This is a genomic window from Avibacterium avium, from assembly GCF_900454535.1.
Taxonomy (GTDB): Bacteria; Pseudomonadota; Gammaproteobacteria; order Enterobacterales; family Pasteurellaceae; genus Avibacterium; species Avibacterium avium.
On record NZ_UGSP01000001.1, the window covers coordinates 1,934,960 to 1,951,716 of the forward strand.

At 41.2% G+C, this 16,757-nt stretch carries 13 protein-coding genes and 1 pseudogene; 1 reads left to right on the top strand and 13 read right to left on the bottom strand.

Annotation, left to right across the window (positions count from 1 at the left end):
- Positions 1 to 2: 2 nt before the first annotated feature.
- The 7 genes from bamA to pyrH all read right to left on the bottom strand — a co-directional run bounded on the left by bamA (position 3) and on the right by pyrH (position 8,111).
- Positions 3 to 2,369 (bottom strand): outer membrane protein assembly factor BamA, encoded by a 2,367-nt coding sequence (gene bamA / locus DYC50_RS09365; protein WP_115249951.1) that lies wholly within the window; start codon positions 2,367 to 2,369, stop codon positions 3 to 5.
- A gap of 29 nt (positions 2,370 to 2,398) precedes the next feature.
- On the bottom strand, positions 2,399 to 3,730 hold the full coding sequence (gene rseP, locus DYC50_RS09370) for a sigma E protease regulator RseP (RefSeq protein WP_115249952.1): 1,332 nt from the start codon (positions 3,728 to 3,730) through the stop codon (positions 2,399 to 2,401).
- Between the two features lie 12 nt (positions 3,731 to 3,742).
- Positions 3,743 to 4,606 (bottom strand): phosphatidate cytidylyltransferase, encoded by an 864-nt coding sequence (locus DYC50_RS09375; RefSeq protein WP_115249953.1) that lies wholly within the window; start codon positions 4,604 to 4,606, stop codon positions 3,743 to 3,745.
- Between the two features lie 3 nt (positions 4,607 to 4,609).
- Positions 4,610 to 5,338: a polyprenyl diphosphate synthase gene (gene uppS / locus DYC50_RS09380; protein ID WP_115249954.1), complete on the bottom strand. Its 729-nt coding sequence runs from the start codon at positions 5,336 to 5,338 to the stop codon at positions 4,610 to 4,612.
- A gap of 144 nt (positions 5,339 to 5,482) precedes the next feature.
- The gene (gene ispC, locus DYC50_RS09385; RefSeq protein ID WP_115249955.1) at positions 5,483 to 6,682 is read right to left on the bottom strand and encodes a 1-deoxy-D-xylulose-5-phosphate reductoisomerase; all 1,200 of its coding nucleotides are present in this window, start codon (positions 6,680 to 6,682) and stop codon (positions 5,483 to 5,485) included.
- A 126-nt stretch (positions 6,683 to 6,808) separates the two neighbouring features.
- Positions 6,809 to 7,366 (bottom strand): ribosome recycling factor, encoded by a 558-nt coding sequence (gene frr, locus DYC50_RS09390; protein ID WP_115249956.1) that lies wholly within the window; start codon positions 7,364 to 7,366, stop codon positions 6,809 to 6,811.
- Positions 7,367 to 7,394: 28 nt separating this feature from the next.
- Entirely contained in the window at positions 7,395 to 8,111 is a 717-nt protein-coding gene (gene pyrH / locus DYC50_RS09395; RefSeq protein WP_103855736.1) for a UMP kinase, read from the bottom strand.
- Positions 8,112 to 8,256: 145 nt separating this feature from the next.
- On the opposite strand from pyrH, the gene DYC50_RS09400 reads away from it, so the two are divergent.
- Positions 8,257 to 9,822, top strand: coding sequence for a phosphoethanolamine transferase (locus DYC50_RS09400; protein WP_245934879.1), 1,566 nt, complete (start codon positions 8,257 to 8,259; stop codon positions 9,820 to 9,822).
- A gap of 56 nt (positions 9,823 to 9,878) precedes the next feature.
- On the opposite strand, the gene tsf is transcribed toward DYC50_RS09400, so the two are convergent.
- From tsf to DYC50_RS09430, 6 genes and pseudogenes are all read right to left on the bottom strand, one after another.
- Positions 9,879 to 10,724 (bottom strand): translation elongation factor Ts, encoded by an 846-nt coding sequence (tsf, locus tag DYC50_RS09405; RefSeq protein ID WP_017807013.1) that lies wholly within the window; start codon positions 10,722 to 10,724, stop codon positions 9,879 to 9,881.
- Positions 10,725 to 10,855: 131 nt separating this feature from the next.
- Entirely contained in the window at positions 10,856 to 11,584 is a 729-nt protein-coding gene (gene rpsB, locus DYC50_RS09410; protein WP_017807014.1) for a 30S ribosomal protein S2, read from the bottom strand.
- A gap of 297 nt (positions 11,585 to 11,881) precedes the next feature.
- On the bottom strand, positions 11,882 to 13,738 hold the full coding sequence (gene ppiD, locus DYC50_RS09415) for a peptidylprolyl isomerase (RefSeq protein WP_115249957.1): 1,857 nt from the start codon (positions 13,736 to 13,738) through the stop codon (positions 11,882 to 11,884).
- Between the two features lie 127 nt (positions 13,739 to 13,865).
- Positions 13,866 to 16,280: an endopeptidase La gene (gene lon / locus DYC50_RS09420; protein WP_115249958.1), complete on the bottom strand. Its 2,415-nt coding sequence runs from the start codon at positions 16,278 to 16,280 to the stop codon at positions 13,866 to 13,868.
- Positions 16,281 to 16,413: 133 nt separating this feature from the next.
- The gene (locus DYC50_RS09425) at positions 16,414 to 16,560 is read right to left on the bottom strand and encodes a M3 family metallopeptidase (RefSeq protein ID WP_115249959.1); all 147 of its coding nucleotides are present in this window, start codon (positions 16,558 to 16,560) and stop codon (positions 16,414 to 16,416) included.
- Positions 16,529 to 16,714 (bottom strand): annotated as a pseudogene (locus DYC50_RS09430) (M3 family metallopeptidase); the annotation flags it as partial. The pseudogene DYC50_RS09430 and the gene DYC50_RS09425, both read right to left, overlap by 32 nt.
- Between the last annotated feature and the right edge of the window lie 43 nt (positions 16,715 to 16,757).

Consider the following 16,757-nt stretch of genomic DNA (forward strand, 5'->3'; position numbering starts at 1 on the left):
AATTAGAATGTTCCACCGATACTAAATTGGAATTGCTCGATGTCATCACCTTCATATTTTTTGATTGGTTTAGCATAAGAGAAAATCAATGGCCCTACTGGAGAATTCCATTGGAAACCAATCCCTGCTGATGCACGAATACGGCTTGGATCACCATAATCAGGTAAATTGGTATATTTCGCTTTGCCATCGTGTTTCCATTTAGTATTCCACACACTTGCTGCATCGACAAACAATGACGTTCTTACTGAACGTTGGTTCTTATCGTCAATAAATGGTGTTGGCACAATTAATTCCATATTTGCAGTAACCATTGCGTTACCGCCAACCACATCACCATTTACACGGCAATAATCATTGCAAGACTGATCCCAATAAATCGCCTGTGGCCCTACTGCCCCACTTGCGAAACCTCTCAAGCTGCTGATACCGCCTGCGCTGTAGTTTTGGTAGAACGGTAAGCGTTTGCCACCAAAACCATTTGCGTAAGATGCGGTGGTTTTAGCCGATAATACCCAAGTGTGTTCGTGGTTTAATGGATAGAATCCTTGTACATCACCATATAATTTATAGAATTTATTATCTGAACCTGGAATCGTTACTTTTCCACCTAAAGAAGCTCTTACCCCTGAAGTTGGGAAATAACCACGATTCAAGCTGTTGTAGTTCCACCCGAAAGAGAATTCAAAATCGTGAGATTTGAATGTCCAATCTGGGAAGTTCATTGATTCACGATAGAAATTACGGTTAAACTCAGGCGATACATTTTTCAGTTTATTATGAACATAGCCCAAACCTAAATAGTAAGAGTTATTTTCATTTACAGGGAAACCAAGGGTGCCATTCACACCATAAGTGGTACGGCTGAAGGACGCTGAAGTATCATCTTTTGAGTTATCATATTTCTCATAGAATGCGTTACCACCAAGGCTCACACCATCTTTCGTGAAGTACGGTTCGTTATAGCCAAGATTAACGGTTGTGCCGTAATCATTACGCGATCCCGCTAAGCTAATAGATGATCCCATTCCTAAGAAGTTATCTTGTTTCACACTAGCTTGATAGCTGAATCCACTCTCTGTACCATAACCTACACCGAAGTTGATACTTCCCGTGTTACGCTCTACTACACGGTAAACTACATCAAGTTCATCGTCTGTGTTTGGTACTGGCTCAGTACGAGATTCTACAGTTTCAAAAAATCCTGTACGTTCTAACCGCACTTTACCAAGATCCACTAAACGAGAAGATAACCAAGTTCCTTCTTGCTGACGCATTTCTTGACGTAATGTGCTATCCGCACTCACGTTATTGCCTTCAAAACGGATTTGGCGAACAGAATAACGGCGACCTGCATCAACCACATAGGTTAACCCAACGGTATGCGCTTGGTCATCAAATACAGGGTTAATATTCACTTGTGGATTACCGTAGCCTTGCTCCGCTAGCGTGGTTTTGATTTGCTGTTCCACGGCTAATACATCGCTACGTCTAAAAATTTCATTCAAGCGAACATCATTCAATGAAGGAGCTAGTTGTTCTGACATTCCAGCAACATTACCCACAATTCGCGCATTGTTCACGGTATAAACTGCGCCTTCGTTCATTGAAATAGTTACATCTGCGGCAGTTTTTTCTGGATTAAGTTGAACATCTATATCGGTAATTTGGAATTTTGCATAACCACGATCTAAATAGAAAGTACGCAAGGCTTCTAAATCTTTATTTAGTTGTACAGAATCATATTTATTATTGAAGATCTTCCACCACGCATCAGGTTGTAACTCCATTTGCTGACGAAGTTTACCATCGCTAAAAGATTCATTTCCTTTGAAGGTAAGGGATTTTAATAAGGCAGGATCATTTTCATCAATTTGAATTTTTACTTCCGCACGGTTATTTGGCAAGGTATTTACCACAGTGTCCACTTTCGCATTATAGCGACCTACACTTTCATAATGCTGTAATAACTCACCGCGGAAAGCATCTAATCTTTCTGGATCTAAAACGTCCCCAGCTGCAAAGCCATTAGCATCTAAATTCTCTTTCAGTGCCTCTGTTGGAATTGAGCTATTACCTTTCACATCTACTTCAACGATAACAGGCATCTCACGAACTGAAATAACTAAAGAGTTTCCTTCACGAACGGCTCTAACACCTTTATACCCTTGTAAAAAGAGACCTCTCACCACATTGGCGATATCTTTATCTGTTGCTCTTTGACCTACTTTAACAGGTAAGCTGTTAAGAATTTTACTTTCTGTTGCCCCTTGAACACCGTCCACACGAATGTCCTGAACAACAAAAGGTGCAGCTTCAACAAATGTCGCTGTACCAAACAGTAAACTTGCGATTAAAAGTTTTTTCATTGTTACTTTTATCCTCGTAAAAGAAATAGTTATAAACGTAAGAAATCGTTAAACAAAGCAAATGCAGTCAAAGCTAACAAGCATATTGCACCAATTTTATAGGCAATATTCTGCACTTGTTCTGAAAGCGGTTTTCCTTTTATAGCTTCTGCGGCTAGAAAAATCAAATGTCCACCATCTAAAACAGGCAATGGAAACAAATTCATTATCCCTAAATTCACACTAATTAACGCCATAAAACTTAAATAATACACAAAGCCAATTTCGGAAGATATTCCTGCACCTTTGGCAATAGAAATCGGCCCGCTAAGATTATTTAACGAAAGATCGCCAGTAAATAATTTACCAATCACTTTCACCGTAAGTAGCATTAAATCTTTAGTTTTTTCTACACCTTTTTGGAATGCTTCAAGCATACCATATTTTAATTCTGTACGATACTTATCCTCAATCGGATGAACCGTTGGCGAAATCCCCACAAACCAACGCCCTTTTTCTTTTAATATTGGGGTTAAGCTTTTATGTAATTTCTCACCATTACGCTCAATGATAACACTAAAAGGCTGCCCTTTTTGCACATCTTGAATAAAATCTTGCCAATTCATTGGCTCGCCAGTATTGGTATAAAATTTATCCCCCACTTGCAAACCTGCTTTTTGTGCTGGGGAATCTTCCGCCACTTTAGACAAGGTCATTTCCACTTTAGTTCGCACGGGAATCATACCCAATGCGCCAAAAGCACTTTCTTTTTCAGGATCGAATCGCCAATTGGCTAAATCTAAAGTGCGTTGCTGTTTTACATCTGAACCAAAAGGCGAAAGGGTGATTTCTACATTTGGGTTGCCCATTTTGGTGGCAAGCACCATATTGATGGTTTCCCAATCTGGGGTTGCTGTGCCATCAATGGCGATAATTTGTGAATCAGGTTGAATTTGCGCTTGTGCCGCAATGGACGCTGGTCGAACCTCTGCGATCACAGGTTTTACGCTAGGAATCCCAATGGAATACACCAGCCAATAAGCCAATATAGCAAAAATAAAATTCGCCATCGGGCCTGCTGCAATCACAAAAGCACGTTGTGCCACAGATTTATTATTAAAGGCTTGAGATTTCAACGCGTCTGGTACGGCTTCGTTACGCTCATCAAGCATTTTCACATAGCCGCCTAACGGAATCAGTGAGATAGAAAACTCGGTGCCTTTTTTATCAAAGAACGACCACAACACTTTGCCGAAACCGATAGAAAAACGTTCAACTTTTACACCGCACTTTCTGGCAGCCCAAAAATGTCCGTATTCGTGTACGAAAACCAGTACACAAATAGCAATCAAAAATGAACCTAGCGACCACAAAAAGGACATATTCATTTTTTCCTACAACACATAAAAATAGAAATACGCAAAGAATGGCACGGCGGCAGTCAAGCTATCGATGCGATCTAAAATCCCGCCGTGTCCGGGGATCAAATTGCTGCTGTCTTTGATGCCACTTTCGCGCTTAAACATACTTTCCGTTAAATCGCCCAATACAGAAATTGCCACGGTAGCAACAGATAAGGCGATAAAAGGTACGGTTGGCACATTGAATAAATCTTGTGGGGCGACTTGCATAAAAATCCCTGCTAGCACGCCAGCGGTAATCAGCCCACCGAATACACCTTGCCACGTTTTCCCCGGGGAAACTTTTGGCGCAAGTTTATGTTTTCCGAATTTGCGACCAGCAAAATAAGCACCGGAATCCGCAGCCCATACCAGAATAAACACATAAAAGAGCAACATTAAGCCGTGATAAGGATTGGCAACATAACCGTCTAAGCGCAAACGCAACACGCCTACAATAAAAGGCACAAGGGTTACGATAGCGAAAACGCCTTGCAAAATCACCGATTTTGCCCATAATTTGGCCGAATTTGGATAGCTCACCACAAAGCCAAGCGCCACAATCCACCAAATCACTGCGCTTAATAAAATAGGCTCAGCATAATGTTCAAACACACGGCCCGCATTGAGATAATTAGCTTCGCTTAAAATCCACAAAAAAAGCACCGCACCTGCTAAGCCTGCCACTACAACACGCCAAAATTTATTTTTAATTTGAGCGAATTGTGTCCATTCCCAAATCCCTAAGGTCGCCACTGCACCTAAGGCTAAGGCAAAATAAAAAGGAGAAAATAAAAATAACGCTGCACAGACAATGGCAATTAAAATAATTGCGGAAATAACACGTTGTTTAAGCACAGTTTAGTCCTCTTGTTCTGCTCCACCAAAACGGCGATCGCGTTGCTGATAAGCTAAAATAGCTTGGTTAAATTCTTGTTCATTAAAATCTGGCCAAAGCACGTCAGAAAAATAAAATTCTGCATAGGCTATTTGCCAGAGTAAAAAATTACTGACTCGCTGTTCACCGCTGGTGCGAATTAATAAATCCACCATTGGCTGATCTTGGGTAACCAAATGTTGTTGAAAACGTTCAGCGGTGATCTCATCAAGCGTCAGCTGCTCATTTTTCACCAAAGTAGCAAGTTGTTTGGTTGCCTGCACAATATCCCAATAACCGCCATAATTTGCTGCAATATTTAAAGTAAGTGCGGTGTTATTTTCGGTTAATTTTTCTGCTTTTTCGATTTTTTGCTGTAATTTTTCGCTAAAACGGGATTTATCCCCAATAATGTTTAAGCGGATATTATTTTTATGCAATTTTTTCACTTCTAAATCCAGTGCTTGCATAAAAAGTGTCATTAATGCGCTCACTTCACTTTCTGGACGCGTCCAATTTTCGCTACTAAACGCATAAAGGGTGAGAACATTGACACCAATTTTTCGCGCATAGGAAACCGCTTGACGCACTGCCGCCACGCCATTTTTATGCCCGAAAATACGCATTTTTCCTTGCTGTTTTGCCCAACGCCCATTGCCGTCCATAATAATCGCAACGTGTTGGGGAATATTGTTTAAGTCAATCTCTGTCATTCATCAAGGATTTTCTAGTTACAAAATTAATGGCTGAATATATCATAATATGATATTACTTACTATGAAAACGCACAGAATTATGCATAAAAAATCAAGGCGAACTTTTGCCCGCCTTGATTTATTTGTAACGAAAACAAAATGTTATTTTGCTTGAATGATTTGCCACGCTAAAGCGCGTGCGTTTTTATCCACGTCTAACACATCATCAATAGATTGAATCTGTTGCGGGCTAATTTTTTCTACCACTTGCGTATTCACTTTAGCAATATCGGTAAATTTAATTTGACGATTTAAAAAGGCCTCAACGGAAATTTCATTCGCCGCATTCATTGCCGTTGTGGCATATTGCCCCGCGGCAAAGGCATCAATGGCCAATTTTAAGCAAGGGTAACGCTGATAATCTGGCGCTAAAAAAGTCAGCCCATTGAGCTGATAAAAATCTAATGGCGCAACACCAGCAAAGGTACGCTGTGGATAAGCCATTGTTTCCGCAATTGGTGTGCGCATATCTGGATTGCCCATTTGCGCAATCACCGAGCCATCAATATAACGCACCATAGAATGAATGATAGATTGCGGATGAATGATCACTTCCATCTCATCTGCGCTGGCATTGAATAACCAACGGGCTTCAATATATTCCAAGCCTTTATTCATCATTGTGGCGGAATCCACTGAGATTTTTTTGCCCATTGACCAATTGGGGTGAGCTACCGCCTGTTCTGGCGTGATCTGATCAAATTCTGAAAGATCCGTATAACGGAAAGGCCCGCCCGATCCCGTAAGTACAATTTTGCTGATGCCTAATTCTTGCAACGGGCAAAAACCGATTTGTTCCTGCGCTTGCGGTGGTAACGATTGGAAAATCGCATTGTGTTCACTATCCACAGGCAGTAACTGAGCGTGATTTTTCTTCACTTCATCAATAAAAAGCTGTCCGCAGGTAACCAAACTTTCTTTATTAGCTAACAGCACTCGCTTGCCTGCTTGCACCGCTGAAAGGGTGGGTAGCAAGCCCGCCGCGCCAACAATAGCAGCCATCACTTGATCCGCTTCAGGGTGAGCCGCCAGCTCGCAAATGGCTTGTTGTCCGCTTAATACTTGGGTTCTTAGACCAAGTGCGGTCAATTTTTCTTTTAAATTTTTCGCTGCACTTTCGTCATCTAAGGCAGCAAAAATCGGCTGAAATTTAACGCATTGTTCCACCATTAATTGCACGTTACGTCCGCCCACTAAGGCAAACGCTTGATATTTGTCAGAGTTGTGTTCTATCACAGAAAGGGTGCTTGTGCCGATTGATCCAGTCGAACCAAGAATGACGAGTTTTTGTTGTTTTTGCATAAATTTTTGACCGCACTTTAAAAGGGTTAAGGTTGCTAAAATTGTCGTGAATATACTCAAAAGCCTGTAATTCAGCAAGAAAAAATAGGGCGAACCTTTGGCTCGCCCTTTATTTCGTAAGAATGATTAGAAATCTAATAATTCTTTCTCTTTGTCCGCTAACACTTCGTCCACTTTTTTCACATAAAGATCGGTGATTTTTTGGATTTCGTCTTGTGCTTTGCGCTCTTCATCTTCGCTGATTTCTTTTTCTTTCAACAAGGCTTTGATTTGATCGTTCGCATCACGGCGCACATTACGCACAGCCACTTTGCCTTGCTCAGCTTCCGCTTTTACGATTTTGATTAAATCACGGCGGCGTTCTTCCGTTAATGGTGGAAGTGGAACGCGAATAGTTGTGCCAGCTGATGATGGGTTTAAGCCCAGATCAGAGGTTAAAATGGCTTTTTCCACCGCACCGATTAAGCTACGATCAAACACGGTTACCGCTAAGGTACGCGCATCTTCAGCCACTACGTTGGCTAATTGACGCAATGGGGTTAATGCACCGTAGTATTCCACTTGAATACCGTCTAGTAAGCTTGGTTGCGCACGGCCTGTTCTTACTTTAGCAATATGGTGTTTGAATGTTTCAAGGCTTTTTTCCATACGCGACTGCGCATCTTGTTTAATTTCGTTAATCACAAATATTCCTTTTTTTAAGTTTAATCAATTAGTTACAAATTAGCGTGCCTTCACGCTCACCTAAAACGACTTTGCGTAATGCGCCTGGTTTACTCATATTGAACACACGAATTGGCATTCCGTGATCGCGTGCTAAAGTAAAGGCGGCTAAGTCCATTACTTGCAATTCTTTGTCAATCACATCGGCATAAGTGAGTTTTTCATACAACACTGCATCTGGATTTTTAGCAGGATCGCAATCATACACGCCGTCCACTTTGGTGGCTTTAAGCACAACATCAGCTTCAATTTCAATCCCACGCAAGCACGCTGCTGAATCGGTGGTAAAGAATGGGCTACCTGTTCCCGCTGAGAAAATCACCACGCGCCCTTCACGCAACATTTTGATCGCTTCAGACCAGTTATAGGTATCACAAATACCGTTTAGCTGGAAAGCGGACATTAATTTTGCATTCACATCTGCGCGGTGTAAGGCATCACGCATTGCCAAGCCGTTCATTACGGTGGCAAGCATACCCATATGATCGCCCACCACGCGGTTCATTCCCGCCTTAGCCAGTTTTGCGCCACGGAATAAATTTCCGCCGCCTAACACAACCCCGACTTCTACGCCCATTTCTAGTAATTCTTTAATTTCGAGCGCCATTCTGTCTAAAATTGAAGGATCAATTCCAAAACCTTCATCACCTTGTAAAGCTTCACCGCTTAATTTAAGCAGGATTCTTTTATATACGGGTTTGCTCATTTTTTCCTCACAAAAGTTGGGTACAAAATTCTGCATATTATAGAGCAACATCTTTGCAGTGAAAATAGCTCAAGGCAAAAATCGCATAGAACCAATGAAAAAAATTCAGTAAAATGAAGCGAACTAAAAAATAAGGAACAATGTTGTGGCAGAAAAGAACAAAAAAGGAACATTTCATCTTTCATCATTGCTAGTAAGTGCGGTGTGTTTTGCGTTACTTTATATTATCAGCCTGTTGGCACTACAGGGTTCGGGCTATTTTCCGCAACCAGGTTGGCAGCAGATCAGCCTTTTTATGTCGTTCATTATTATTTTTTCTAGCTCAAAAAAACTCTTTTATTTCATTGCATTACCTATTTTATTTATCTATTCCTGCTATGCGCCCATTGGGGTAAATTTTGGCGCGCCCTCTTATCAATATATTGCCTCTGTTTTCGCCACAGATTTACAAGAAGGCAAAGAATTTTTCGCTCAAATTCCCCTGCTTGATTATGGCTATCCCCTTGTAATTCTTGGCGGTGCGCTGCTTTATCGCTGGTTAAGTCAAAAATTCCACTTGGCTTTTTATAAAAATAAGGGACTATTGGCGCTCATTTTTGTTAATGCACTTTGGGGAAATATTCCCTTTCAACCGCTGCAAGAAAGCTATTTAGCAGGGGAAAAAGTGGTCGAAGAATTACGCTTACTCAACCGCTTTGATGTGCCAAGCGAATGGGGCGAAAGCCAACTGGATAGCCGTTCCCATTATGATGATTACATTTTAGTTATCGGCGAAAGCGCGAGAAAAGATTATCACCACGCTTACGGCTACCCTGTTGCCAACACGCCTTTTCTTTCCACTGCTAAAGGCACGTTAATTGATGGCCTAACCGCAGGCGGCACAAACACCATTGCCTCGCTTAAATTAATGTTCACCAAACCTAACAAGCAAACTTGGGAAGGGAATTATCGCTTAAATTTCATTGAATTAATTAAATCCGCAGGAATCAAAACCTACTGGCTTTCTAATCAAGGTTATTTAGGGCAATACGACACGCCAATTTCCGCCATTGCCAATAAAAGCGATGAAAAAATATTTTTACGCGCGGGCGATTCCATTAGTAATGATGTGAGCGATTTCAACTTATTAAGCCGATTTGATCAACTCATTCAAGCGCCAACCACAGGCAAGCGTTTTATTGTGGTGCATTTATATGGCTCGCACCCGTTGGTTTGCGAACGCGTTACCGATTACAAGAAAATTTTCGATGAAAATCAAATTGCTAAAAAATATCAGGACGTGAATTGCTATATCAGTTCGATCAAAAAAACCGATGAAGTGTTGAATAAAATTTATCAGGATCTGGTCAAAAATCAGCAAAAAAATCACCGCACTTTTTCGATGATTTATTTTTCTGATCACGGCTTAGCTCATCAAATTAGCGATAACTATATCGCTATTCACAATAGCAGTGGCAAAAGTAAACGCCATTACGATATTCCGTTGTTTAAAATTTCCAGTGATGATCAGCAGCGCCATGAGAAAAAGGTGTCAAAATCAGGCTTGAATTTCACGGAAGGCTTGGCGAATTGGATTGGCATTCGTAACGCTAACATTGACCCCAACGCAGATCTTTTCGATGATATGCCACAGCCAGATTACGGTTTGCAAGAAAAAATTGAAAAAATCACCGCACCTGATGATCCAGCGGTGGTGATTCCACAAAAATAGCAATAAAAAAGCAGATCTCATAAGATCTGCTTTTTCTATTTATGCTTTTACAATGATTATTTAGTCATTGCAGCAACTTCTGCAGCGAAGTCAGTTTCAACTTTTTCGATACCTTCGCCCACTTCAAAGCGTAAGAATGAAACTACTTCTGCACCTTTCTCTTTTAATAATTCACCCACTGATTTAGAAGGATCCATTACGAAAGGTTGGCCAGTTAAAGACACTTCACCAGTAAATTTCTTCATACGACCTTCAACCATTTTCTCAGCGATTTCGCGTGGTTTACCAGATTGCATTGCGATATCCACTTGGATTTGACGCTCGTGTTCTACTACGTCTGCAGGTACATCGCTTGGATTTACATATTCTGGACGACTTGCTGCAACGTGCATTGCAACGTGTTTCACTAATTCTTCATCAGCGTTTACTGCGCCCACTAATACACCAATTTTCGCACCGTGTAAGTATGAACCTACTACAGGTGCTTGTACTGAACCAACGCGGCGGATTGTCATATTCTCACCGATTTTTGCCACTAATGCAGCACGTTTTTCTTCAAATTCAGCTTGTAATGCTTCAATGGTTACGCCTTTGTTGTTTAATGCGTAATCTGCTACTTCATTCGCTAAGCCTAAGAAACCAGCGTCTTTTGCTACGAAGTCAGTTTCACAGTTCATTTCGATCATTACACCGTAGTCGCCAGCAACACGCGCGATGATAACACCTTCAGCAGCAACACGGCCTGCTTTTTTCGCCGCTTTTGCTTGACCTGATTTACGCATATTATCAATCGCTAATTCGATATCACCGTTTGCTTCTACTAATGCTTTTTTACATTCCATCATACCTGCGCCGGTACGATCACGAAGTTCTTTTACTAAAGATGCTGTAATTTCAGCCATTTTAAAATCCTCTATCCACAAAATTTGATGCGATTTTTGACCGCACTTATGTAAAAAAGCAGGGAACATAAGCCCCCTGCTAACCAATTAATCGTTGTGATTAATAAGGGCTTTCGCCGCATTCACCTGAATTATTCAGCTGCTTCTGCTTCAGCAAATTTCTCTTCGGCTACCACTTCTTGTTGGCGACCTTCTTTTACTGCTGCCGCTGCTGCTGCAAGATATAGTTGAATTGCACGCGCTGCATCATCGTTACCAGGGATAACAAAATCAACACCGTCTGGCGCAGAATTTGTATCAACCACTGCAAATACTGGAATACCAAGGTTATTTGCTTCTTTGATTGCGATGTGTTCGTGATCTGCACCGATAACAAATAATGCATCAGGAAGACCCGCCATATCTTTGATACCGCCAAGGCTTAATTCAAGTTTTTCCATCTCACGGCTACGCATTAATGCTTCTTTCTTAGTTAATTTGTCGAAAGTACCATCTTGAGATTGAGTTTCTAAATCTTTTAAGCGTTTGATTGATTGACGTACTGTTTTCCAGTTAGTCAACATACCACCTAACCAACGGTGATTTACATAGTATTGCTGACAGTCTAATGCTGCTGCTTTCACTGCTTCACTTGCTGCACGTTTTGTACCAACAAATAAGATTTTACCGTTGTTGCCCGCAATGCGAGTTAATTCTGCTAATGCAGCATTGAACATTGGAACGGTTTTTTCAAGGTTGATGATATGAACGCCGTTGCGTGGTCCGAAAATGAATGGTTTCATTTTTGGGTTCCAGTAACGAGTTTGGTGACCGAAGTGAACGCCAGCTTGTAGCATTTCGCGCATTGAAACTTGTGCCATAATAATTTTCCTTTTGTTTGGGGTTTAGCCTCCACATACCAAATAAATCGACCGTTTGGCACCCCGATTTATCCGTGCGATATGTGTGTGATTTATTGTTAAAAATTAAATTTAAAAATTATTTCGCCTAAAATAAAAATTGCTTTGTTATTCTAGCCAAAATAACGCCGCACTTTATACCACAAAGTGCGGTGAAAAACTAGCAAATTTTTCAAAACTCAGTAAAAAGCTCATAAAAAACGGCAATCTGAAATTTCGTCTTGCCGTTTTAATAATAAATAATATTGAAGCTTATGATTACTCTTCTTGCGCTAAGAATTGTTGGTTAATTTCAATTTTAGCTTTTGCTCTTAAGGCCTGTAATAAAGCCTGTTGCAATTCTGCTTGTTGTGCTTGGGTGAGCTGAGCGTTAAATGCTTGCAGTTGCTCCCCATCTAATGCCCCATCTTTAATATTGCTTAATTCGATTACCACAACACTGTTATCACCATTTTTCGCAGCCATATAAGCTGGCTTATCACTGGTTTTTTGCATTGAGAAAATCACATCACGCAATTGTGGCACTTTATTTTCAGCGTAAACCCATTGCTCTTTCTCGCCGAATTTAATGCCATTTGGCAGAGCAGCATTACTATTTTGATTTAACGCTTGCGCCACTTTTTCAGCCTGAGCTAGCACAATTTTTTCCGCTTTTTGCTGTTTTAAATATTGAGCAATTTCATCTTTTGCTTCATCAAGTGTTTTCACACCTTCTGGTTTATGTTCCACCACACGAACAATCAAAGAATGCTGATCGCCCACATTAATGGCTTCTGAATTTGTGCCACCTTGAGTTAATTCAGAATCAAATAATGCCGAAACTACATTGCCATAGTTAAGGGCAGCTGGAATATCGTTGCGTGAGAAATCACCTGTTTCTTGCACAGTCACGCCTGCCGCTTGCGCCGCTGCTTGCAAGGAATCCGGTTGCTCAAAGGCTTTCTCATTGGCTTGTTTTTCCATTGCGTAGAATTCTTTCGCACTTAATTCGCTACGAAGTTTGGCTGCAATATCGTTTTTCACCTGTTCTAACGGCAGGAATTTTTCATCTTCCACTTTGATGATATGGTAAGCGTTATCCACTTTAACTGGTTGGCTATATTCCCCTGCTTTTAATTCACGCGCCGCGGCTTCAAATTGTGGTGGCATCATTCCTGCCACAACCCAATCTAAGTCCCCACCATTTGCGCCAGAAATTTTGTCGCTAGAATAAAGTTTCGCTAACGCCGCAAAGCTTTCGCCTTTTTGTAAATCCGCATAAACTGCTTGGGCTTCTTGCTCCGTTGGCAGTTGGATATGCGCCAAATGCTGAGTCATATATTGCGCTTTGTTATCTTGATAATATTGCGCAATTTCTACATCAGTAACCTTCACATTTTTTTCCGCGGCTTGTTGGGTTAAATCAAGATATTGCACCTTCACTAACTCAGGCACGGCAAATGCGGCTTTATTCGCGTTATAGTAAGCGCTAATTTCTTCTTCATTCACCTGTTGTTGCGCCACAGTGGCCGCTAAAGGAAATTCAGCTAAACGTACATCACGTTGCTGGAAAAATAATTGAGCTGCGCGTGCATTTTGGCTAGGCACAGTAAAGGCGGAACGAGCAATACCGTCATTAAGCTGTTGTAGGGTTAATCCTTGGCGTAAGTATTGCGCATATCGATCACCGCTTAATCCATTGGTTGATAACATTTGTTGATAAAGTACGTTATCAAATTTGCCGTCTTTTTGGAAAATTGGGCTGGTCACGATAGCTTGTTGAATTTGACTATCGCTTACGTCTAACTGTAATTCCGCGGCGTATTGACGCAAGAGTTCTTGATCAATTAAACGATCTAAAATTGAACTGCGTAAGCCATTCACAAATTCTGGGGAATCCGCCACTGCGGCAAATTGCGCCCCAAGCTGCTCACTAAAACGCTGATATTCTTGATTATATTGCTCTAAAAAAGTTTGTTGTGAAATTTCTTCACCATTCACTTTGGCTGCAGACGTATCTACGCTTGCAAACATATAACCCGCAACACCGCTCGCTACGAAAGAAAGCACGACAACAGCAAACAGTATTTTCCACCAAATGCTGTTGGTTGCGTCATGAAGTTTTTCCATTAACATTGACGTTATCCTATGAAGATTAAAACAAAATTTTGCCGATTATAATCGAAAGTTAAGAGATTTTCAGCAGAAAATAAATAGGTCGGTAAAGATTTCTCTCTACCGACCTAGAAATAAAAATGTGAAATTAATTCACCGCACTTTCCGCACGTTTACTTTTACGGCGTGGCGTTGTTTTTTCTTCTTTTGTAATCAAGTGAGAAAAATCAACCCCTTCTGGCGGATTTTCTAAGGCGATGCTTAGCACTTCATCAATGGTTTCCACTGGACGAATATCTAAGCTGTTTTTCGCATTCTCTGGGATTTCTTCCAAATCTTTTACATTATCTTTTGGAATAATCACCGTTTTAATGCCGCCACGGTGCGCTGCGAGCAATTTCTCTTTCAAACCACCAATTGGCAACACTTTACCACGCAAGCTGATTTCCCCTGTCATCGCCACTTCAGACTTCACAGGATTTCCCGTTAAACAAGAAACCAAGGCGGTACACATTGCGATCCCTGCACTTGGGCCATCTTTTGGTGTTGCACCGTCTGGAACATGAATGTGAATATCACGTTTTTCGTGGAAATCAGGCGCAATACCTAATTTTTCTGCACGGGAACGCACCACGGTCATCGCTGCTTGAATGGATTCTTTCATCACATCGCCTAGCGATCCTGTGTAGGTTAATTTGCCTTTACCGATAACAGAAGTGGCCTCAATGGTAAGTAAATCACCGCCTACTTGCGTCCACGCCAAGCCCGTTACTTCACCCACGCGGTTTTGTGTATCTGCACGGCCAAACTCAAAGCGTTTTACGCCCAAATATTCGTTCAGGTTATCGCTGTTTACGGTGATCGATTTTAATTTCGGGTTCAATAGTAAGTTTTTCACTGCTTTACGGCAGATTTTAGAAATCTCACGTTCAAGACCACGCACGCCCGCTTCACGGGTGTAATAGCGAATAATATCTAAAATGGCACTATCTTCGATTTTCAACTCGCCTTTTTTCAAGCCGTTACGCTCAATTTGTTTGGTAAGCAAATGGCGTGTGGCGATATTGAGTTTTTCATCTTCCGTATAGCCCGATAAACGGATCACTTCCATACGATCAAGCAACGGCCCTGGGATATTCATTGAGTTTGAGGTTGCCACGAACATCACATCAGAAAGATCATAATCCACTTCTAAATAATGATCGTTGAAGTTGGCGTTCTGTTCTGGATCAAGCACTTCTAACAACGCAGAGGCAGGATCACCACGCATATCCGATGCCATTTTGTCGATCTCATCAAGTAAAAATAGCGGATTTTTCACCCCCACTTTTGCCATTTTTTGGATCAATTTACCCGGCAATGAGCCGATATAGGTTTTGCGATGCCCACGGATTTCCGCTTCATCACGCACGCCGCCTAGCGCCATACGCACATATTTACGTCCTGTGGCGTTGGCAATAGATTGCCCTAAGGAAGTTTTCCCCACCCCTGGTGGCCCAACTAAGCAAAGGATAGGCCCTTTAAGCTGATTTAAACGGCTTTGTACTGCTAAATATTCCAAAATGCGATCTTTCACGCGTTCTAAGCCATAATGATCCGCATCAAGAATTTCTTGCGCTTTAACAATATCTTTTTTCACTTTGCTACGCTTATGCCAAGGCACTTGCAACATCCAATCAATATAGCTGCGCACCACCGTTGCTTCTGCTGACATTGGCGACATCATTTTCAGTTTCTGCAATTCTGCTTCCACTTTTTCTCTCGCCTCTTTCGGCATTTTGGCTTCTTCCACTTTTTGACGAAGTTGTTCCACTTCATCAACGGTGCTCTCGGTTTCGCCTAGCTCTTTTTGGATAGCTTTGATTTGTTCGTTAAGGTAATAATCGCGCTGGCTTTTTTCCATTTGTTTTTTCACGCGGCCGCGAATACGTTTCTCAACTTCTAAAATGCCTGCTTCGTTAATCATTAAACCAAGCAAATATTCAAAACGCTCAGCGACATTTGCAATGCCTAAAACTTCTTGCTTACGCGCTACAGAAACCGGCATATGAGCTGCCATTGTATCGCTTAAACGGTCTGGCTCGCTAATTCCTTTTAACGCATTCACCACATCCGGCTGTACTTTCTTATTTAGTTCAACATATCGGCTAAACTCTGCCATTGCAGCATTTTTCGCTACTTCTAACTCTTGTAAATCACCCAATTCAGTTTCAATTTCTTGTACCTTAGCAGCAAAAAAATGTCCATTATCAGCGATAGAAGAAATGGTTACGCGTTTCTGTCCTTCAACCAACACCTTAACCGTGCCATCTGGCAATTTTAATAATTGAATGATATTGGCAACCGTACCAACTTGGTAAAGATCTTCTGCGCTAGGATCTTCTAAATCCGCTTCTTTTTGAGAAACTAATAATAGCTGTTTTCCATTTTCCATTGCCTCATCAAGGGCGGCAATGGATCTTTCACGCCCTACAAATAAAGGCATTACCATATAAGGAAATACCACCACATCACGTAATGGTAATGCTGGAATTTCTTTTTGTTTTGTCCGTCTAGCGTTCATATACTCTCTCTTAGTTCCTATAAACTACAAAATATTCTTTAATATAAGAACGAATTTGAAAACTTCAAGGCATAAGCCAAAGAAAAATAGTTACTAAGCATTATCAGTAACTATTTCCTTTCTTTTTACTTAATTATGCAATGCCTTTATGTCTTAACAAGGCATCTAATTGTGGTTCTCTGCCGCGGAAGTGTTTGAACAACGCCATTGGCTCTTCAGAACCGCCTCGGGTGAGAATTTCATCAAGGAAAGATTGCCCGGTTATGCCAAGTATCCACATCAAAACGTTCCACGGCGCGAATATTAAATAGGCGCTTAATTAGCTCAAATAAGCCTGAAAGTACGCGATCTTCTGGGAAATAAGGGCGAAGTTCTTCATCATTAATGGCGTATAAATGTTGTTTTTGTTTTTCGCTATAAAATGCAATATCCCATTATTGTCATAACGTGATAAATATCAGGTAATTCCTTGTTAGC

What these genes read in the sequence shown, in the direction of transcription:
- bamA (WP_115249951.1), bottom strand. Translation starts at nt 2,369, where the DNA reads ATGAAAAAACTTTTAATCGCAAGTTTACTGTTTGGTACAGCGACATTT.
- rseP (WP_115249952.1), bottom strand. Translation starts at nt 3,730, where the DNA reads ATGTCCTTTTTGTGGTCGCTAGGTTCATTTTTGATTGCTATTTGTGTA.
- uppS (WP_115249954.1), bottom strand. Translation starts at nt 5,338, where the DNA reads ATGACAGAGATTGACTTAAACAATATTCCCCAACACGTTGCGATTATT.
- ispC (WP_115249955.1), bottom strand. Translation starts at nt 6,682, where the DNA reads ATGCAAAAACAACAAAAACTCGTCATTCTTGGTTCGACTGGATCAATC.
- pyrH (WP_103855736.1), bottom strand. Translation starts at nt 8,111, where the DNA reads ATGAGCAAACCCGTATATAAAAGAATCCTGCTTAAATTAAGCGGTGAA.
- tsf (WP_017807013.1), bottom strand. Translation starts at nt 10,724, where the DNA reads ATGGCTGAAATTACAGCATCTTTAGTAAAAGAACTTCGTGATCGTACC.
- rpsB (WP_017807014.1), bottom strand. Translation starts at nt 11,584, where the DNA reads ATGGCACAAGTTTCAATGCGCGAAATGCTACAAGCTGGCGTTCACTTC.
- ppiD (WP_115249957.1), bottom strand. Translation starts at nt 13,738, where the DNA reads ATGTTAATGGAAAAACTTCATGACGCAACCAACAGCATTTGGTGGAAA.
- lon (WP_115249958.1), bottom strand. Translation starts at nt 16,280, where the DNA reads ATGAACGCTAGACGGACAAAACAAAAAGAAATTCCAGCATTACCATTA.
- DYC50_RS09425 (WP_115249959.1), bottom strand. Translation starts at nt 16,560, where the DNA reads ATGTGGATACTTGGCATAACCGGGCAATCTTTCCTTGATGAAATTCTC.